This is a genomic window from Cupriavidus lacunae, assembly GCF_003353055.1.
Lineage (GTDB): Bacteria > Pseudomonadota > Gammaproteobacteria > Burkholderiales > Burkholderiaceae > Cupriavidus > Cupriavidus lacunae.
Window position 1 is genome coordinate 38,081 of the sequence record NZ_QKWJ01000016.1, and the last position, 18,897, is coordinate 56,977.

Here is an 18,897-nt window from a genome sequence, read left to right on the forward strand (position 1 = left end):
GGCGAACGGATGACCTCGGGATCAGGCTTGCGCTGTCGTGGCCTTGGCGCCGAACAGTTGCCTGAGCCCCGAGAAAAGCGGCGCCTTCGCCGTGCCCGGCGCGCAGCCGAAGCTCTCGGTGATGCGGTCGAGGATGATTGCCAGCAGTACGACCGACAGGCCGCTTTCAAAGCCCAGGCCGATGTCCAGCCGCTGGATGCTCGCCAGCACCTCGTTGCCCAGGCCGCCCGCGCCAACCATCGATGCGATGATCACCATCGACAGCGCCATCATGATCGTCTGGTTCACGCCCTGCATGATCGACGGCAGCGCGTTCGGGAACTGCACCTTATACAGAAGCTGCCACGGCGTACAACCGAACGCCTGGCCGGCCTCGACGATCTCCATGTTCACCTGGCGGATGCCAAGGCTCGTCAGGCGCACCGCGGGCGGCATCGCAAAAATCACCGTCGACAGGATGCCCGGCACGCGCCCGAGACCGAACAGCATCGCGGCAGGAATCAGGTAGACGAACGCCGGCATGGTCTGCATCAGGTCCAGGATCGGACGCACGACGGCCGCGACCACCCTGCTCTTCGCCGCCCAGATGCCGAGCGGAATCCCGAGCAGCAGGCTGATGATGGTCGACGACAGCGTGAGGCCCAGCGTGATGACGGTCTGGTCCCAGAACCCTGTCGCGAAGATCACGAAAAGCGACGCGGCCGTGAACAGCGCGAAACGCCAACCGACGCGCCAGAGGCCGATGCCGATGAAGATCGCCATCATCAGCCACATCGGCACCGCCTGCAGGCCGTGCTCGATCAGCGCGGCAAGCCCCTCGATCGCGCGCCCGATCGCGTCGAACGTCGCCGCGTCGTGATCGAGCAGGTAGTGGACAGACTGGTCGACCCAGCGGCCGAGCGGAAGCATTTCAGACATGGTTACCTCGCGAGTGGTGCGTGATGGCCTTCAGGATGACGGCACGGTCGACCGAGCCGCAGTAGCAGCCGTCGTCGTCGACGACCGGCAGCGCGTTCGGGCTCGCGACGACGCGCTCGACGACGTGTTCAAGCGACGCATCGCGCCGGATGCTTTCGACGGGCCGCACGTCCGGCGCAGCGTCGCGCATGACGCAGCCACGGACCTTGCGCTGGGCATCGAGCACAAAGGCATAGCTGGCGTGGCCGTTCAGCGTCCTGGCGATGCTGGCCGCATCGGGCTTTGACACGATCGGCACGGCGTCGGTCTGCATCAGGTCGCCGGCGGTCAGGTAGCGGCTGGTGTCGATGCCGTCGAAGAACGTGCGGACGTAGTCGTCGGCCGGCTTCGCGATGATTTCCTGCGGCGTGCCGACCTGGACCAGGCGGCCGCCTTCCATGATCGCAATCCGGCTGCCGATGCGCAGTGCTTCCTCCAGGTCGTGCGACACGAACATGATCGTGCGCCGATGCTCCTTCTGCAGCTGCAGCAGCACATTTTGCATCTCCTTGCGCTTGAGCGGATCCAGCGCGGAGAACGCTTCGTCCATGATCATGAGAGACGGGTTGACGGCGAGCGCGCGCGCAAGGCCGACGCGCTGCTGCATGCCGCCCGACAACTCGCGCGGCAGCTTCTGCGCAAACGTCGCCAGGCCGACCTGCTCGAGCACATCCATGGCACGGCGCTCACGTTCCTTCCTGCTCACGCCCGCCACCTCCAGCCCGAATGCGGCGTTCGCAAGCACGGTGCGCTGCGGCATCAGCGCGAACGACTGGAACACCATGCTCATGTCCGTGCGGCGCAGCGCTATCAGTTCCGAGCAGCCTACGGCCGCCACGTCGCGGCCACCGATCAGCACCTTGCCGGCGGTCGGTTCGACGAGCCGGTTCACGAGACGGATCAACGTCGACTTGCCGGAGCCTGACAGGCCCATCAGCACGAAAATTTCGCCTTCATTCACCTCGAACGAGACATTGTGCACGCCGACGACCTGGCCGGTACGCCTGAACACTTCGTCTTTCGTCGAACCGGATGCGAGCATATCGAGCGCCTGCTTCGGATTGCTTCCGAATACCTTGCACAGACCTTCGACCACGACCTTTGGACTATCCATCGAAATCTTCTCCTGATCCTGCGGGGACTCACACATCACATAGCAATGCCTTATCTGCGTTTCCCTCTCGTCCGGAGAGCGTTGCCGGCGTATTGCTACCTTTTTCCTGGAATGCCCTCGGCAAACCTGATCCGTCGCATTACAAGCGCAATTGCGCGATACCTACATAGTTGCCAGAAAAGCCCACCGCCTGCCGACTAATTCCGACAAGCGCTTGCAGAAATGCGACAACGGCGAACAAGGGAAATTGTTCTCTGGCGTCGCCTGTTCACAAACGACGCCGAATGGTTCTGTAGCGCCCCATGCCCGCCGCCGGCTCGTGACAACAGCATCCCGCACCGCAAGATCCCGCATGACGGGCCGATACCATGCACGCGGCGCGTCGGTTCTATCCGCGCCGCCATTCCTCCTGCTTTACTTCGTGCATGGTATGCGTGCGCGCGCTGCGCGCGTCGGCCATTTAACCCAACAGAGGAATCGCATGGACGCGCTGTCACGTTCACAACAATTCATCCTGACGCTGACGTGCCCGAGCGCACCCGGCCAGGTCGCCGCCGTGGTCGGCCTGCTCGAGCGTCACCGTTGCTACATCGATGAACTGACCGTCTTCGACGACGACCTGAGCAACCGCTTCTTCCTGCGCTGCGTCTTCCATCCGACGCGCGAACAAGCGCTGCGCGTCGACGTGTTGCGCCAGGAGTTCACGCCGATAGCGGAAGGCTTCGGCATGCAGTGGGCGATCCACGACGCGCACGCGCGCCCCAAGGTGCTGATCATGGTGTCGAAGCTCGAGCATTGCCTCGCGGACCTGCTGTTCCGCTGGCGCATGGGCGAGTTGAAGATGGACATCGTTGGGATCGCATCGAACCATCCCGACCTGGAGCCGCTCGCACGGCAGCATGACCTGCCGTTCCGGCACTTTCCCATCACGCCCGAAACCAAGGCGCAGCAGGAAGCGCAATGGCTGGATCTGTTCGAGTCGAGCGGCGCGGAGCTGGTCATCCTTGCGCGCTACATGCAGGTGCTGTCGCCAGAGACAAGCGCCAGGCTGGCCAATTGCGCGATCAACATCCACCACTCGTTCCTGCCCGGCTTCAAGGGCGCGAAGCCGTATCACCAGGCACATGCACGCGGCGTCAAGCTGATTGGCGCGACCGCGCATTTCGTCACCGACGATCTCGACGAAGGTCCAATCATCGAGCAGGTCGTCGAGCGCGTCGATCATTCGTACCGGCCGGACCAGCTGCTTGCCGTCGGGCGCGACGTTGAGTGCATCACGCTGGCGCGCGCCGTCAAGGCGTTCATCGAACGACGGGTGTTCCTGAACGGGGACCGCACAGTCGTGTTTCAGTAAGCTCAATGCACACCGGCCACGATCGCGATGCGATCGTGGCCGGTGCATACTGTCTCCTTGTCGCGTGCCGAATTAATGCGCGCCCTCCACCCATGCATTCACGCGTTCCGCATTCGCGGCGATCCACGCATCGGCGGCCGCATCGGGCTTGGTGCCGCTCTGGATCGCCAGCATCACGCTATCGATCTCGCCCGGCTTCCACTGGAACTTCCTCAGGAATACGACAACCGGCTTGGCCTTCGTCTCCAGGCCCGGGTTCACGATGTTGTCGACATGCTCGGCATCGCCGAACACCTTCTTCGGATCCTCCAGGAAACGCAGCTTCCACTTCGCGAACATCCAGTGCGGCGCCCAGCCCGTGACGATCACCGGCTTGTTCGCGTTCATCGAGCGCGCCAGCTCGGCCGTCATCGCGCTGCCCGAGCTCGGCATCAGCGAATAACTGAGCCCATAACTCTTGATCGCCTCGGAAGCCTTGCGCATCACGCCGGCACCGGCATCGATGCCAACGATGCGGCCTTCGAACGCCGCTTTCTGTGCGTTCAGGTCATCGATGCTCTTCGCGCTCGCCGACGCGGGAACGATCAGGCCGATCCTTGCCTCAGTGAAGTTCGGTCCGAGATTGACAACCTTGGCCTTGAACTGATCCCAGTACGCGCCCTGCGTCACTGGCAGCCAGGCGGACAGCGTCGCATCGAGATCGCCGCGCGCGACGCCCTGCCACATCACGCCCGCCGCGACCGGCACCAGTTGCACCGGGTACCCCAGTTTCTTTTCGATGATCCGTGCGGCGACATTCGTCGTCGCGACGCTGTCGTCCCAGCCCTCGACGTAGCCTATCTTCAAGGTCGGCTTGGCATCCCCCAGCGCCAGCGCGCTCCATGTCATCATCACCGACGCTGCGCCGGCCCAAAACACCTTTGCAAAGAGCTTCATGGCATACCTCCAGTGGTCGGAGCGGTAGCGCCCCGTTTAGTTAGAATCGTCATCGCCCTGGCCAGGCATTGCGACGGACGTCGTGCTGCGCCACCCGCCTGGCAGGCGTCCCGTCTTATTTATCGATCACGAGATCCGACAGCGGCTTGCTGCAGCACAGCAGCACCATGCCCTGGTCAATCTCGCGCTGGCGGATGCCGCCGTTGTGCTTCATCTCGACCTGCCCGGCAACCAGCCTGACCTTGCAGGTCCCACACATTCCCTGCGTGCACGACGCCGGCAGCCGCACGCCCGATTGGCGCGCCGCGTCGAGCACATGCTGCCCCGCGCCGCAGAGGATCTCGCGTTGGCTCCTTGCGAAGCTGACATTGAACTGCGCCGACCCCGCCTCGTCGTTTGCCGCCGCGGCGGCATCGGCGACCGGTTCGTTGGCCTCTGCGGTCAGTGCCTCGAACGAGAAGCTCTCCTCGTGGTAGCGGCTGCGCTCGAAGCCCGCCTCGTCGAGCAGGCCGCGCACCGCCTTCATATACGGCGCAGGCCCGCACGTGAAGATCTCTCGCTCCATGAAGTCCGGCGCAATCAGGTTGAGCAACGGCAGCGACAGGAAGCCCGTCACGCCCGGCCAGCTGGTGCGCGCGCCAACCCGCTCGCAGACAAAGGACGTGCGGAAGTTCGCATGGCTTGCCGCGATCAGATCGAGTTCGCGCGCGAAGATGATGTCGTCCGGCGTGCGCGCGCTGTGCACGAACACGATGTCCCGATCCTCGGCGAGATCGTGGTGCGCCCGGCTCATCGACATCAGTGGCGTGATGCCGGAGCCCGCGGACAGGAACAGGTACTTGCGCGCCGGATGGCGTGCGCAAGTGAACTCGCCGGCCGGGCCGAGCACGCGGATCGACGCCCCCGGCTTCAGACGGTCATGCAGCCAGTTCGACACCTTGCCGCCCGGCACGCGCTTGACCGTGATCGAGATGGTGTGCGGCCGCGCCGGCGACGACGAGATCGTGTAGCAGCGATTGATCGTCTCGCCCTCGATATCCAGCTCGAGCGTGATGAACTGCCCCGGCTCGAACACAAACGCCCTCCCCTCCGGCGAGCGGAAGAAGAAACTCTTCACGTCGTGCGTTTCCTGCCGCACGTGGCAGCACACGAGCGTCTCCTCGACCTCGCTCGTCCAGCGCTCGGGGAGCGCGCTCCAGAACGCCGGGCGGGTCACCCGGCTCTCCGCTGGCTCGGTAAAGACCGCATCGCGCATCATGTCTGCCTCCGCTGTTGCGCCTACGCGCCGATCTGCTCGGCCAGCCGGCCGATATACCAGGCCGAGAACTTCTCGACCAGGCCTTCGGTGAATGGCGAGTACGGGCCGGGCTCGTACGCGCTGCTGCCCGCGCCACACTGCGAGTACTCAACCAGCGCGCGATCCTGGTCGTTGGTCGCGTTCCACACTGCGGTCAGGTTCTTCACGTCATAATCGACACCCTCCTGCGCATCTTTGTGGACCAGCCACTTGGTGCGAACCAGCGTTTCGCCGGCCGACAGCGGGATCACCGAGAACGTGACGATGTGGTCGCTCATGAAGTGATGCCACGAGTTCGGCTGCGTCCAGAACGAGAGCCCGCCCAGGTCGGCTTGCTCGAACTTGCCGAGCAACTTCTTCGACGCTACCCTGGCGTCGAGCGTCTGCGATTCGCCGCTGCGGTCGAGCGGCAGGCGCTGGGTACGGAAGCCGGTGGTGTCGAGCAGTTGCTCGATCTCCGCCGATGGCAGGCTCATCGCTTCCCATTCCGCGGCACGCTCGATGCAGGTGCGCTCGAACGCTTCCATGCCCTCGGCGTTGGCGGGCGAGCGCTGATAGCCGAAGCCGTACTCGTACAACGAAATGGTCAGCTCCGGATGGTTCGCCACGCAGTGATAGCACTCGCGGTTGTTCTCCATCGTGAGCTTCCAGTTGCCTTTCTCGAGCACATCGATCTGTGCGGCGACCTTGGTGTCCGCCAGGTTGTGCGGCAGCAGGTACGGCTCCATCGCGGCGCGCATCGCCGCGAAGTCGGCTGGCGGCTCGTCCGCGAGGCAGACAAAAATCAGGCCGGCAAGGTTCTCGACGTGAACGGATTTCAGGCTGTGCTTGCAGCGGTCGAACTTCTCGCCCATGTGCTCGGCAAACATCAGGTCGCCGTTCAGGTTGTAGGTCCAGCTGTGATACGGGCAGACAATATTGCCGACCGTACCCTTGTCCGCGTTGCACAGCCGCGCGCCGCGATGGCGGCAGACGTTGTGGAACGCGCGGACCTGCATATCATCGTCGCGCACGATCAGGATCGAGTCGTGGCCGAGCTCGACCGTCACATAATCGCCCGGCTCTGGAACGTCAGGCTCGACCGCCACCTGGATCCAGTGCTTGCGGAAAATCGCCTCCATGTCCAGCGCGAAAATCTCCTCGCTCAGATAGAAAGGCGCCTCGAGGCTGTATCCCGCCTTGCGCTGCTCCACCAGCGCGCGAATGTCTGCCGATACTTTCATTGTTTGCTCCGGATTTCCTGCATCCCTGGTTGCTTGCCGACAGACCGGCAACGTGTCAGTAGTCGATGAGTTGATGCTCGCGCAAGTAGGCGAGGATCACTTGTGCTTTTTCGACCGAAGTCCCACCATTTACGACGTTCCCGCCGCGGCTCTCGGTCGTCGTCGCCGATAGCATCCGGGCATGCCCGGTGCGCTTCTCGGCGGCGGCCAGCCGGACCGGCTTGCGCTCGACGGCGCCGAGCGTCCATGCGGCGGCGGCGCCATCTTCGCATCGCGCCGCCGGCACCGGCCGGATCTTGCCCGCGCGCAGCCGCGCGTACGCATAGCGCGGCTGGGCGTTCGCGAGCGGATGTACGGCCACCACCGCGGGCAGCGTGGCATCGACGCACCGGCGCAGGCCCTTTGGCAGGAACTGCCGCACGGCGACGCGACCACCGGCGATGTCGACGTCGACGGCCGATCCGACCAGTGGCCGGCCGAGCGCCGCGGCAACGCGGTAGGGCAACATCCCTGTGTCGTACGCGCCCTCCGCGCGGGTGCCGGTCAGCACGAGGTCATAGTCCTTCACGTGGGCGGCAAGCGCGCGCGCGGCGTCTTCGCCACCCGCGCAAGCGAGCACCTGGACTTCGCTCGCGCCGAGCGCCAGGTAGTCGTTGAGCGCGGGATCGGCGGCGTCGCCCGCGTGAATCACGGCGAGCTGCGCACGATATTCTTCCGCGAGGCCGCGGCCGAGCTCGAGCGCGGCGGCGTCGTTGCGGCTGTAGCGCGGCGCGCCGCTGACCGGATGGCGGCCGACGGACACCAGCACCGCGATACGTTGCACTTGTGTGGGGGCGTTCATGCTGCGGCTCCTGCGGCTTCGCGGGGACGGGCTGCGGCCGGCTGCTGTCCCCGTACGGGGCGCGCGGCCTGCACCTGCTCGATCAGTGCGGCGATCGTTGCCTGTGCGTCGCCGACGATGGTCAGGTTCGCGCGTTTGGCGATCGGCGCGCTGCCGTCCAGATTGACTGCGATCACGTGACGGCAGTCCTTGATACCTTGCAGGTGCTGCACCGCGCCGGAGATGCCGAACGCAATGTAGACGCTGGCCTCGACCGTCTTGCCGGTCGCGCCGACCTGCTTGTCACGCGTAAAATGCCCGTTGTCGACCGCGACGCGGCTGGCGGCGATCGCCGCGCCGAACGCGCCCGCGAGCCGCTCGAACGCGCCGACGTCGGTCACGCCATTGCCGGCCGCCACGATGAAGTCCGCCTCCTCCAGCGCGACCTGGGCGGCATCGATTTCCTCGACACCGAGGTCGCGATACAGTTGCGTCCCTCCCCTGGCGTGCAGGAACTCGCCGGACAGGCGCTCGCCCCCGCCGGTGAACGGCAGCTTCGTGTCAACCGCGCCCGGCGCGAGCAGAATGACCTCGGGCAGCGCGCGGGTCGCGAACGCACGCTTGGCGTGCGCATACACGCCGACGTGCCGCGCGTCGATCTCGACCACTTCCGTCGCGACGCTGGCGCCCGCCGCAGCCGCGTATCGCCGGCCGAGATCGCCGTCGCCGTGCGCGTTGTCGGGCAGGAAGACATGCCGGGGCGACAGCGCCGTCGCGCACGCCTGCAGTGCCCGCAGCTCGCTGTCTCGCGCGAACGTGCGCCGGTCGAACTCGGGCAGCGCGATAAGCTTGTCGACGCCGAGCTCCGCCGCGTCGTCCTTCAGTTCCCCGAACACCATCAGCACCACTTCGGTCTGCGCATCGGCGAGCAGCGCGGCCGCCGCGACTGCCTGGCGCGCATGCTCGTCCAGCGCGCCGCGTTCGCTGTGCGCGGCGACAAGCAGCACATAGCGCGCCTCCTTCACCATCCTCCGCGGCTTTGCCGCCTCGGCTGCGTGGCCTTGCGCGGGCCAGTGCGCGGCGCTTGCGTCCGCGCTGCCGGACTCGCCCAGCGTGATCCGCCTGAGGCCCGCCGCCGTGATGATGAACGGCCGGCGCGGGTCGATTCGTTTAGTCGTGTTCATCGATTCACTCCAGCGAGGCGGCGACCAGTTCAGCCACGTCGAGCACGTCAGGGCGCGGGCCGACGACGCCTTCCAGCATCGCCGTGCAGTTTGGGCATCCAACCGCAACCACGTCCGCGCCCACCGCGCGCGCGTCGGCGATGCGGATGTCGGGAATGCGCTGCTTGCCGGGAACATCCGTCAATGGTGCGCCACCCCCGCCGCCGCAGCAGCGGCCCCGCATGCCGTTGCGTTCCATCTCGACCACCTGGATGCCGATCGCCTTCAGCAGCTTGCGCGGGGCCTCGGTTTCGCCGTTGTAGCGGCCGAGATAGCAGGGATCGTGATAGGTGATGCGCTTGTCGCGCAGCGCCTCGACCGCTTTCGGCGCGATCAGCCCGCTCGACGCAAGCTCGGCCAGATAGCTCGTGTGATGCTTGACCGTGACGCGCAGGCCCAGCGCGCGGTACTCGTTGCGCAGGCTGTGCATCACGTGCGGATCGGCCGTCACGATCTGGCGGAACGACAGCGTGCCGAGCGTGCCGATCAGGTGCTTCGCCAGTTGCTGGAAGGTCGCCTCGTCGCCCAGACGGCGCGCGACATCGCCGGTGTCGGTTTCCACCTCGCCAAGCACCGCATAGTCGATGCCCGCCTGGTTCAGCACTTTGACAAATGCGCGCAGCGTGCGCTGGTAGCGCATGTCGAACGCGCCTTCGCCGGCGACGATCAGCACGTCGACCGTCTTGCCCGGCTGCGCCACCGGCGCATTCAGATCGACCGACCAGTCATAGCGCGCAGCGGTATCGTAGCCGCCCATCGTGCCGGTTTCGCGCAGGTTCGCGAGCACTTCGGCGCCCTTGTCCGGCACGGTGCCATGCTCAAGCGTCTGGTTGCGGCGCATGTCGACGATCGCATCGACGTGCTCGATCAGCATCGGGCACTCCTGCACGCAAGCGCGGCAGGTGGTGCACGACCACAACGTCTGTGCCTCGATCAGGCCGGATACGATCGGGCCGTTCGGCTCGCCGCGATGCCGGCCGACGGGAATGCCGGGGGTCGGACTGCCTGCGTACGCGGCATCGGTGCCGCCCGCCATCCCGACGACGAGATCCTGGATCAGCTTCTTCGGGTTCAGCGGCTGGCCCGAAGCGAACGCCGGACAGGCGGCCTCGCACTTGCCGCACTGCACGCACGCGTCGAAGCTCAGCAGCTGGTTCCAGCGGAACTCGACCGGCTTCGCGACGCCATACTCCTGGTGCTCGATGTCGGGCAGCTTGAGCGCGGTCGGCGGCGTGGCCGTGCCGTTTCCGGTGTACGACTCGGGCGACGCCGCGAAGCGCTCCTGGCGCGGATGGAACGCGAGATGCAGCAGGCCCGCGATCGCATGCTTCATCGGCCCGCCTTGCGCTGCGCCGACCGTCATGGCCAGCGCGCCGACGGCGATCAGCACCGCGCAGAACACGGCGAACGCCCCTGACATCAGACCAGCCGGCACCAGTGAGAACAGGGCGAGCCCGAGCGCGAACGAACCGAGCAGCCATGGCAGCGTATTCCACGGCCCCTTCGACAAGCGCGCGGGCACGTCCTTCGACCGGCGCCGGCGCCACACGAACACCGCACCGACCAGCATCACCAGCGCCGCGGCAAAGGTCAGCTTGTCGAGCCAGGGCGAGTAGATGGCGAGACCGTAGTTGACGAACACGAGTGCAAGCGCGCCGATCGCGCCACCGGCCGCCGCGACGTGCGTCTTGGCGATATACGGGTCGCGCGCAACGACGTGGTGCAGGTCGACGAAATAGCGCTTGGGGATCGCGAACAGGTTGGCAATGCCGAACGCGCCGGGCGCGCTCGCCCGCCCAAGCCGCCAGTACGACGCGCGCTTCAACACCGCGAAGGCGAGCCCCGCCACCGACAGCCAGAGCAGGACGGTAATCAGGTTGGACGGATTCATCGTCAGAAATCCTTCACGAGCCGCAGCGCGTCGTAGATCGCGCCGTGGATGTTGTGCATCGAGATGCAGTCGCCAACCCGGAACAACAGGAAGCGGCCGTTGCCGAGCGTCTCCGACAGGCACGGTTGTGGTTCCGCCGCGAACAGCTTGTGCACGTCGACCTGGCCGCGGTTGACCGATTCCGGCTTCAGCTTCCAGTACAGCGTGTCGTTCGGCGTCGAACCATTCTCGATCACCACCCGGTCGACCGCGCGCTCCTCGAGTTCTTCGGTGTATTCGTTGCGCAGCACCGCGATCTTCTTGCCGTCATCCTCGTAGACGCGATCTAGCCAGTAGTTCGGGGTGTGGATCACGCCCTGCGCGTACAGCCGGCGATAGAAAATCGGGAACGTCGTGCCGCCGCAGTCGTCGGCAACCTTCACGTCCGGCGTGACGATCTCCACCTTCGCGCCGCGGCTGGCCAGGTAGTCGGCGACGCCCGCGCCTGCGTGCGTGCTCACGCCGTCGTAGACCAGCACGTTCTGCTTCGCTTCGACGCGCCCGGACAGCACATCCCACGAGCTGACCGCCAGCCCCTCGGCAACGCCCCACGCGGGCACCTGGTCGGAGAATGCGCGGCCGCCGGTCGCCAGCACGATGATGTCCGGCTTCTCCGCCATGATCATCTTCGCGTCGGCTTCGACGCCCAGGCGCCGGTCGACGCCGAGGCGCCTGGTCTCCATGTCGAACCAGCGCACAATGCCCGCCATCTGCTCGCGCTGCGGCGCCTTCGACGCCAACATGATCTGCCCGCCCACTTCGGCGTTCCTCTCGAACAGCACGACGTCATGTCCGCGCGAACGCGCGACGCGTGCCGCCTCAAGTCCCGCCGGGCCGGCGCCGACCACGACGACCTTGCGCTTCGGGCCGCGCGACTTCTCGATCAGGTGAGGCATGGTCGCCTCGCGCGACGTCGCGGCGTTCTGCACGCACAACACGTCCAGGCCGTTGTACTGGCGGTCGATGCAGTAGTTCGCGCCGACGCATTGCTTGATCTCGTCCTCGCGCCCGTCGCGGATCTTGATGACCATATGCGGATCGGCCATCTGCGCGCGCGTCATGCCGACCAGGTCGACCATGCCGCTGGCGAGCAGGCGCTCGGCCTGGCCCGCGTCGCGGATGCTCTGCGCGTGCATCACCGGCACCTTGACCACCGCCTTGATACCCGCGGCGAGATGCACGAACGGCTCGGGCGGCAGCGCCATCGGCGGCATGCAGTTGGCGAGCGTGTTGTGCGTATCCGCGCCGGAGCCGATCACACCGAGATAGTCGATCAACCCTGATTCAGACATCGCCTGCGCGATCTCCTTGAGCTGCTCGTGATCGAGCCCGTCTTCATGGAATTCGTCGCCGCACATCCGCAGGCCGACGCAGAAGTCCTTCCCAACCGCCTCGCGCACCGCCTGCAGCACCTCGACGCCGAAGCGCAGGCGATTCTCCAGGCTGCCGCCCCATTCGTCGGTACGGAAGTTGGTGCGGGGGCTCCAGAACTGGTCGATCAGGTGCTGGTGCGCGGCCGAGATTTCGATGCCGTCCATCCCCGCGTCCTGCACGCGCTTCGCGGCGGCCGCGAAGTCGGCGATGATCCGCCGGATCTCCTCGATCTCGATGATCTTCGCGTTGCCACGGTGCACCGGCTCGCGCACGCCGGACGGCGTCATCAGGTGTGGCCAGTGCTCGCCGTGGAACGCCGAACGGCGTCCCATGTGTGTGGCCTGGATCATGATCTTGGCGCCGTGGCGGTGCATCGTCTCGGCGAGACGCGACAGCGGATCGATGATCTGGTCGGTCGACAGGTTCACCGACTTCCACCACCCCTGGGGACTGTCGATGGAGACCGGGCTCGAGCCACCGCAGATCGCCAGGCCGACGCCGCCCTTTGCCTTCTCCTCGTAATAGCGAATGTAACGGTCGCCCGGCAGGCCGCCCGGCTCCGCATACACCTCGGCGTGCGCGGTGCTGACGATCCGGTTGCGCAGCGTCAGCTGGTTGAGCTGCAAAGGTTTGAACAAGTTGGGATAACGCATCGCGGACGACCTCTGGCGTTTGTATGTTTCGTAGTGCGGACGGGTTCGGTCAGTGGAAGTTGCTTAGTGGGCGACTGGCGACACTTCGAACACGCAATGATCGTGACCCTCGGCCGCGCACTGCACCTCCTTCGACTGCGCGCGCGGTGCGCCCTTGCCTGCTGGCGTCGTGTCATTGACCCAGTCCATCGCGCCAGCGAACCAGCCGGCGAACATGTAGCAAAGCTTGCCTTCCCTTTCCGGCTGCGCGAGCACGAACGACGAGTGCCGCAGCGCGATGCGCGCGCGGGCCGTCGCCGGATCGGCCTCCAGGATCGAGAACAGTCCCCAGCCGCGCTGCGACAGCCGCTTCAGGTAGTGCTCGAACACCGCCATCCCGCTGATCGCGTGCAGCTTCGCTTCCTTGTCGCACCAGTGGTACGCGGACTTGTAGCCGGCCTTGTAGAGGATCTCCGCATAGGTATCGCGGCCCAGCGCCTCTTCGACGGCGACGTGGTTGTTGGTGAAGAAGTGGCGCGGCACATACAGCATGGGCAGCGCATCGGTGGTCCAGACGCCGGTATCGGGATCGACGTTGATCGGCAGTTGCGGTTGCATCGTGGTGACTCCGTGAGGAAAAATGGCCGTTTGCGTCATCGCGCAGGCGCGGCATCGCCCGCGTGCCCGCGTGTGTCGCGCGGGCACGTCCCGTGTTTTGTGATTGCGTGAAAGAACTGGCGGCCTATGTGTGGATTACGCGCCCCACACGTCCCTGAACACGCGCACCCAGTTCTCACCCATGATCTTGCGGATGCGCGACGCCTTCCAGCCCGCGCGCTCCATCGCCGCGGTCAGGTTCGGGAACTCGCCGATGGTGCGGATGCCTTCCGGGTTGATCACCTTGCCGAAATTGGTCAGGCGGCGATAGCGGCCCTTGTCGTGCGTCAGCATGTCGAAGAACTCAGTGCTGTAGCCCTGCGTGAAGTCGGTGCCGATACCGACCGCGTCCTCGCCGACCAGGTTCACGACGTAGTCGATCGCCTCGATGTAGTCGTCGACCGTCGCCTCGATGCCGCGCTTGAGGAACGGAGCGAACATCGTCACGCCGACGAAGCCGCCCGCATCGGCGATCTCCCGCAGCTGCGCGTCGCTCTTGTTGCGCGGATGCTCCTTCAGGCCCGACGGCAGGCAGTGCGAATAGCAGACCGGCTTCTTCGAGAATGCGATCGCTTCGGACGACGTGTTGCCGCCGACGTGCGACAGATCGACCATGATCCCGACGCGGTTCATCTCGGTGATGACTTCGCGGCCGAAGTCGGACAGCCCGCCATCGCGCTCGTAGCAACCGGTGCCGACCAGGTTCTGGGTGTTGTAGCAGAGCTGCACCACGCGCACGCCCATGTCGGCGAACGCTTCGATATAGCCAAGGTTGTCCTCGAACGCGTGCGCGTTCTGGAAACCTAGGATCACGCCGGTCTTGCCTTCCCGCTTCGCGCGCAGGATGTCGTCAGTGGTACGCACCAACGTCAGCAGCTCGGCGTTATCGCGGATCTGCTTTTTCATCAGTGCGATGTTGTCGACGGTCTTGGTGAAGTTCTCCCACACCGACACCGTACAGTTCGCCGCTGTGATGCCGCCCTTGTGCATGTCTTCGAACACCGAACGCTCGAACTTGGAGATGTTCAGGCCGTCGATGATGATGCTGTCCTGATGCAGCGCGCTCATTGGTTGCTCCAGTCTTGTCGGTACGCGGGTCAGTAGATCGGGAAGCGTTCGCAAAGCGCGAAGATCTGGCGGCGGACGCGCTGTTCGGTGGCCTGGTCGCCTTCGGGGTTGGCGCGCAGCGCCTCGAACACTTCGAGGATCAGGCGGCCGATCTCGCGGAACTCCGTGACGCCGAAGCCGCGCGTTGTCGCGGCCGGGGCGCCGAGCCGGATGCCCGAGGTGATGGTTGGCTTCTCGGTGTCGAACGGAATGCCGTTCTTGTTGCAGGTGACGCCGGCGCGCTCGAGCGCCTGCTCGACCTGGGTGCCCTTCAGCCCCTTCGGCCGCAGGTCGACCAGCAGCAGATGGTTGTCGGTGCCGCCCGTGACCAGGTCGACGCCGCCTGACTTCAGCACTTCGCCGAGCGCTGCTGCGTTGGCGAGCACGTTGTCGATGTAGGTTTTGAATTCCGGCTGCAGCGCCTCGCCGAAGGCGACCGCCTTGCCAGCGATCACGTGCATCAACGGGCCGCCCTGCAGGCCCGGGAACACGGCCGAGTTGATCTTTTTCGCAATTTCTTCGTCGTTGGTCAGCACGAAGCCGCCGCGCGGGCCGCGCAGGGTCTTGTGCGTCGTCGATGTGACCACATGCGCGTGCTCGACCGGATTCGGATGACGGCCCGCGGCGATCACGCCGGCGATGTGCGCCATGTCGACCATCAGCTTGGCGCCGATGCTATCGGCAATCGCGCGGAAGCGGGCGAAATCCAGCTTGCGCGGATAGGCGGAAAAGCCGGCGATGATCAGGCTCGGCTTGTGCTCGTGCGCAAGCGCTTCGACCTGGTCGTAGTCGATCAGCATCGTGTCGCGGTTCACGCCGTATTGCACGGCATTGAACCACTTGCCCGACAGTGCGGGCTTCGCCCCATGGGTCAGGTGACCACCTGCGTCGAGCGACATGCCAAGCACGGTGTCGCCCGGCTTCGTCAGTGCGAGCATGACCGAGCCGTTGGCCTGCGCGCCGGAGTGCGGCTGGACGTTGGCAAAGCCGGCGTTAAAGAGCTGCTTCACGCGCTCGATCGCGAGCGACTCAACCTGGTCCGCGAACTCGCAGCCGCCGTAGTAGCGCTTGCCCGGGTATCCTTCCGCGTACTTGTTGGTCAACACTGAGCCTTGCGCTTCGAGCACGGCGCGCGACACGATGTTTTCCGAAGCGATCAGCTCGACTTGCGACTGCTGCCGCTCGAGTTCTTTCAGGAGTGCGCCGCGCACCAGCGCGTCGCGCTCGGCCAAGGGTTGCGAGAAGAATGACTGGGTGTTCGACATAGAGCTTCCGTGAGGGATTGAGATGGCTGCCTGACAGGCTGGACAGGCCCTCGTTGCCGGGTCTTCCTGCCTCGTCGGCGCAGCGTTGCCGACGGCTCTATTCTTGTCGTTCGGGTATTGGGTCGATTGATGAATTCAGACGCGTTCTTTTCCTTTTCCGCCATTCGCGTCCGATTTTCACAAGTCGGTCATGGGACGCAGACGGGCAAGTGCAGAAAAGCGGATTCCTATCACGTCACTCCCGCATGCTGCATTGCACTACGGTAGTGCCGCGCGCGGCGGCGCGAGTGCGGCGTGTCACGCATCCGGTGCAACGCCGCTCGTCCCAAACGAGCTCAGCCCCCCAAACGTAGGGTTTCGCCGTATGGCACGTTTGTTGCGCCCGCTTTATCACTAAAGCCAGAGACGGTAGCCAGGCTTCAGACCTGAACGCCATCAGAATTCGAGGAACGCCCCCCATGTCGCCCGACCGAACCGCGTCGCTGTCCCACTTCGCCTTCATGCCGTTGCCCAACTTCACGATGATTGCGTTTACCAGCGCGATCGAGGTGCTGCGGATGGCAAACTACCTCAGTGGCCAGGAACTGTACCGTTGGTCCATCGTCAGCCCGGAAGGCGGCCCGGTTACGGCGAGCAACGGATTGGCAATTGACACCACCCGCGCCGACAGCATCGGGCGGCCGGACATCGTGTTCGTCTGCGGCGGCGTCGACGTGCAGCGCTCGACCACGACGGACTACCTGTCAGCGCTGCGCCGCGCGGCGCGCGAGGGCATCGTGCTGGGCAGCCTGTGTACCGGCACCTACGCCCTGGCCAAATCCGGGCTGCTCGCCGGCTACGCCTGCGCCATCCACTGGGAGAACATGTCGGCGCTGAAGGAAGAGTTTCCCGACACACGCTTCCTCAAGGAACTATTCGTGATCGACCGCGACCGCATCACCTGCACGGGCGGCGTCGCGCCGCTCGACATGATGCTGAACCTGATCACCATCCGCATCGGCACCGCACGCGTCACGCAGATCGCCGAGCAGTTCATCGTCGAACATGTGCGCGACACGAGCGCGCAGCAGAAGATGCCGCTGGTGGCGCGCCTCGGCTCGGCGAACAAGTCGCTGTTCGAGGTGATCTCGCTGATGGAGAACAACATCGAGGAACCGCTATCGCGCGAAGAGCTCGCGCGTCTGGCGAGCATGTCGCAGCGGCAGTTGCAGCGCCTGTTCCGCGACCATCTCGGGATGACGCCGACGCATTACTACCTGACGCTGCGTTTGCGCCGCGCGCGCGAGCTACTGCTGCAGACCGACATGTCCATCATGCACATCACAATGGCGTGCGGCTTTCAGTCCGCGTGCCATTTCAGCAAGAGCTACCGCGACGCGTTCGGCGTCGCGCCGACGCGCGAACGCCGGCAGCAGATCGCGCCGCTGGCGAAGACGCCGGGCTCTGTCGGATCGGCGCAGTATTCTCCGGTGATGCACGCGTGAGTCACTGACTCATGCGGTGGCGTGGCGATACAAAGCGACCAGGTCGCCGGTTTGCTCCCCTCTCCCGCGTGCGGGAGAGGCCGGGGGTATCGGCCGGCCCTTGGCAAGCATCGTGACGCCTCACTCCGTGGAGACGCCCGCCCTCTCCCCCGCCCCTCTCCCATAAATGGGAGAGGGGAGATAACACTCGCCATTCCCCGCCTTGTCCGCAGGCGCAGGCGGCCTTTATCGCCCGATCACGCCGCCACCAACATCCCGTGCGGATCGATGACGAATTTCCGTGGCGCACCGCCATCAAACTGCTTGTAGCCTTCCGGCGCCTGCTCAAGCGAGATCACGGAGACGTTGACGATCTCCGCGATCGGCAGACGACCGTGCAGGATCGCCTGCATCAGGTTGCGGTTGTACTTCAGCACTGGTGTCTGCCCGGTATGGAATGAGTGCGACTTCGCCCAGCCAAGGCCGAAGCGGATGCTCAGGCTGCCGTGCTGCGCCGCTGCATCCTTGGCGCCCGGATCGTCGGTCACGTAGAGCCCCGGAATCCCGATCGCCCCGGCGGGCCGCGTAATTTCCATCAGTGAATTCAGCACCGTCGCCGGCGCCTCCTCCGCGTGGCCGGACGCGCCATGGCCGTGCGCCTCGAAACCAACGCAATCGACCGCGCAATCGATCTCCGGCGTGCCAAGGATTTCGGCGATCTGCTCGCCAAGTGTCGCGTCCTTGGACAGATCGACCACTTCGAAACCCATTGCCTTCGCGTGAACGAGACGCGCCGGGTTCATGTCGCCGACGATGGTGCAGGCCGCGCCGAGCAGGCGCGCCGAAGCCGCCGCGGCCATGCCGACCGGACCCGCGCCGGCGATGTAGACGGTCGAGCCGGGCTTCACGCCCGCAGTCACGGCACCGTGATAGCCGGTCGGCAAAATGTCCGACAGGCAGGTGAGATCGCGGATTTTCGCCATCGCCTGGTCGCGGTCGGGGAACTTCAGCAGGTTGAAATCGGCATACGGCACCATCACGTACTCCGCCTGGCCGCCGATCCATCCCCCCATGTCGACGTACCCGTACGCCCCGCCCGCACGCGCCGGGTTGACGCTCAGGCATACGCCGGTGTGCTGCTCCTTGCACATAGCACAGCGCCCGCACGCGACGTTGAACGGCACCGACACCAGATCGCCGATCCTCAGCGTCTCGACGTCGCGGCCGACCTCGATCACCTCGCCGGTGATCTCGTGACCGAGCACGAGACCGGCCGGTGCGGTCGTGCGCCCGCGCACCATGTGCTGGTCCGACCCGCAGATGTTCGTGCTCACGACCTTGAGGATCACGCCGTGGCCGATCGCACGGCCGCTTGGATCGACCATTTTCGGATAGTCGATCTTCTGCACCTCGACCTTTCCAGGCTCAAGATATACGACACCTCGGTTGCTGCTCATCGCTTTGTCTCCATCAATCGTTGAAGCGTGCCGCGGCGCGCCAATCGGCGCGCGGCATGCGCGGCCGCGCCTTCGAGAGTAGTCCGGG

General features: G+C 65.4%; 15 protein-coding genes. 2 read left to right on the plus strand and 13 right to left on the minus strand.

Annotation, left to right across the window (positions count from 1 at the left end):
* Positions 1–21 precede the first annotated feature (21 nt).
* Positions 22–918 (minus strand): choline ABC transporter permease subunit, encoded by an 897-nt coding sequence (gene choW / locus DN412_RS15170; protein ID WP_115212373.1) that lies wholly within the window; start codon positions 916–918, stop codon positions 22–24.
* Positions 911–2,071, minus strand: coding sequence for a quaternary amine ABC transporter ATP-binding protein (locus tag DN412_RS15175; protein WP_115212374.1), 1,161 nt, complete (start codon positions 2,069–2,071; stop codon positions 911–913). Before DN412_RS15175 ends, choW begins: the two co-directional genes overlap by 8 nt.
* A 481-nt stretch (positions 2,072–2,552) precedes the next feature.
* Here DN412_RS15175 and purU point away from each other — a divergent pair, with 481 nt between their 5' ends.
* On the plus strand, positions 2,553–3,425 hold the full coding sequence (purU, locus tag DN412_RS15180) for a formyltetrahydrofolate deformylase (protein ID WP_115212375.1): 873 nt from the start codon (positions 2,553–2,555) through the stop codon (positions 3,423–3,425).
* A gap of 72 nt (positions 3,426–3,497) precedes the next feature.
* Here purU and DN412_RS15185 read toward each other — a convergent pair whose 3' ends face one another.
* From DN412_RS15185 to DN412_RS15230, 10 genes are all read right to left on the minus strand, one after another.
* Entirely contained in the window at positions 3,498–4,361 is an 864-nt protein-coding gene (locus DN412_RS15185) for a glycine betaine ABC transporter substrate-binding protein (protein WP_115212376.1), read from the minus strand.
* A 115-nt stretch (positions 4,362–4,476) separates the two neighbouring features.
* Entirely contained in the window at positions 4,477–5,619 is a 1,143-nt protein-coding gene (locus DN412_RS15190; protein WP_115212377.1) for an FAD-binding oxidoreductase, read from the minus strand.
* Positions 5,620–5,639: 20 nt separating this feature from the next.
* Entirely contained in the window at positions 5,640–6,881 is a 1,242-nt protein-coding gene (locus DN412_RS15195; protein WP_115212378.1) for an aromatic ring-hydroxylating oxygenase subunit alpha, read from the minus strand.
* Positions 6,882–6,936: 55 nt separating this feature from the next.
* Positions 6,937–7,722, minus strand: a complete 786-nt coding sequence (locus DN412_RS15200; RefSeq protein ID WP_115212379.1) for an electron transfer flavoprotein subunit beta/FixA family protein — start codon at positions 7,720–7,722, stop codon at positions 6,937–6,939.
* Positions 7,719–8,885 (minus strand): electron transfer flavoprotein subunit alpha/FixB family protein, encoded by a 1,167-nt coding sequence (locus DN412_RS15205; RefSeq protein ID WP_115212380.1) that lies wholly within the window; start codon positions 8,883–8,885, stop codon positions 7,719–7,721. Before DN412_RS15205 ends, DN412_RS15200 begins: the two co-directional genes overlap by 4 nt.
* 4 nt (positions 8,886–8,889) lie before the next feature.
* Positions 8,890–10,815: a (Fe-S)-binding protein gene (locus tag DN412_RS15210; protein WP_115212381.1), complete on the minus strand. Its 1,926-nt coding sequence runs from the start codon at positions 10,813–10,815 to the stop codon at positions 8,890–8,892.
* Between the two features lie 2 nt (positions 10,816–10,817).
* Positions 10,818–12,881 carry an NADH:flavin oxidoreductase gene (locus DN412_RS15215; RefSeq protein WP_115212382.1) on the minus strand — a complete coding sequence of 688 codons (2,064 nt, stop codon included), beginning with the start codon at positions 12,879–12,881 and terminating at the stop codon, positions 10,818–10,820.
* A 63-nt stretch (positions 12,882–12,944) separates the two neighbouring features.
* Positions 12,945–13,478 (minus strand): DUF5943 domain-containing protein, encoded by a 534-nt coding sequence (locus tag DN412_RS15220; protein WP_115212383.1) that lies wholly within the window; start codon positions 13,476–13,478, stop codon positions 12,945–12,947.
* 135 nt (positions 13,479–13,613) lie between these two features.
* Positions 13,614–14,585: a dipeptidase gene (locus DN412_RS15225; RefSeq protein ID WP_115212384.1), complete on the minus strand. Its 972-nt coding sequence runs from the start codon at positions 14,583–14,585 to the stop codon at positions 13,614–13,616.
* Between the two features lie 29 nt (positions 14,586–14,614).
* Positions 14,615–15,889, minus strand: coding sequence for a serine hydroxymethyltransferase (locus DN412_RS15230; RefSeq protein WP_115212385.1), 1,275 nt, complete (start codon positions 15,887–15,889; stop codon positions 14,615–14,617).
* A 458-nt stretch (positions 15,890–16,347) separates the two neighbouring features.
* On the opposite strand from DN412_RS15230, the gene DN412_RS15235 reads away from it, so the two are divergent.
* A complete protein-coding gene (locus DN412_RS15235; protein WP_115212386.1) occupies positions 16,348–17,373 on the plus strand; it encodes a GlxA family transcriptional regulator in 1,026 nt (341 codons plus the stop codon).
* A 236-nt stretch (positions 17,374–17,609) separates the two neighbouring features.
* Here the strand turns inward: DN412_RS15235 and fdhA are convergent, their stop codons facing one another.
* A complete protein-coding gene (fdhA, locus tag DN412_RS15240) occupies positions 17,610–18,809 on the minus strand; it encodes a formaldehyde dehydrogenase, glutathione-independent (protein WP_115212387.1) in 1,200 nt (399 codons plus the stop codon).
* Between the last annotated feature and the right edge of the window lie 88 nt (positions 18,810–18,897).

What these genes read in the sequence shown, in the direction of transcription:
- DN412_RS15215 (WP_115212382.1), bottom strand. Translation starts at nt 12,881, where the DNA reads ATGCGTTATCCCAACTTGTTCAAACCTTTGCAGCTCAACCAGCTGACG.
- DN412_RS15220 (WP_115212383.1), bottom strand. Translation starts at nt 13,478, where the DNA reads ATGCAACCGCAACTGCCGATCAACGTCGATCCCGATACCGGCGTCTGG.
- purU (WP_115212375.1), top strand. Translation starts at nt 2,553, where the DNA reads ATGGACGCGCTGTCACGTTCACAACAATTCATCCTGACGCTGACGTGC.
- DN412_RS15185 (WP_115212376.1), bottom strand. Translation starts at nt 4,361, where the DNA reads ATGAAGCTCTTTGCAAAGGTGTTTTGGGCCGGCGCAGCGTCGGTGATG.
- choW (WP_115212373.1), bottom strand. Translation starts at nt 918, where the DNA reads ATGTCTGAAATGCTTCCGCTCGGCCGCTGGGTCGACCAGTCTGTCCAC.
- DN412_RS15175 (WP_115212374.1), bottom strand. Translation starts at nt 2,071, where the DNA reads ATGGATAGTCCAAAGGTCGTGGTCGAAGGTCTGTGCAAGGTATTCGGA.
- fdhA (WP_115212387.1), bottom strand. Translation starts at nt 18,809, where the DNA reads ATGAGCAGCAACCGAGGTGTCGTATATCTTGAGCCTGGAAAGGTCGAG.
- DN412_RS15190 (WP_115212377.1), bottom strand. Translation starts at nt 5,619, where the DNA reads ATGATGCGCGATGCGGTCTTTACCGAGCCAGCGGAGAGCCGGGTGACC.
- DN412_RS15205 (WP_115212380.1), bottom strand. Translation starts at nt 8,885, where the DNA reads ATGAACACGACTAAACGAATCGACCCGCGCCGGCCGTTCATCATCACG.
- DN412_RS15195 (WP_115212378.1), bottom strand. Translation starts at nt 6,881, where the DNA reads ATGAAAGTATCGGCAGACATTCGCGCGCTGGTGGAGCAGCGCAAGGCG.
- DN412_RS15230 (WP_115212385.1), bottom strand. Translation starts at nt 15,889, where the DNA reads ATGTCGAACACCCAGTCATTCTTCTCGCAACCCTTGGCCGAGCGCGAC.
- DN412_RS15200 (WP_115212379.1), bottom strand. Translation starts at nt 7,722, where the DNA reads ATGAACGCCCCCACACAAGTGCAACGTATCGCGGTGCTGGTGTCCGTC.
- DN412_RS15225 (WP_115212384.1), bottom strand. Translation starts at nt 14,585, where the DNA reads ATGAGCGCGCTGCATCAGGACAGCATCATCATCGACGGCCTGAACATC.
- DN412_RS15210 (WP_115212381.1), bottom strand. Translation starts at nt 10,815, where the DNA reads ATGAATCCGTCCAACCTGATTACCGTCCTGCTCTGGCTGTCGGTGGCG.
- DN412_RS15235 (WP_115212386.1), top strand. Translation starts at nt 16,348, where the DNA reads ATGTCGCCCGACCGAACCGCGTCGCTGTCCCACTTCGCCTTCATGCCG.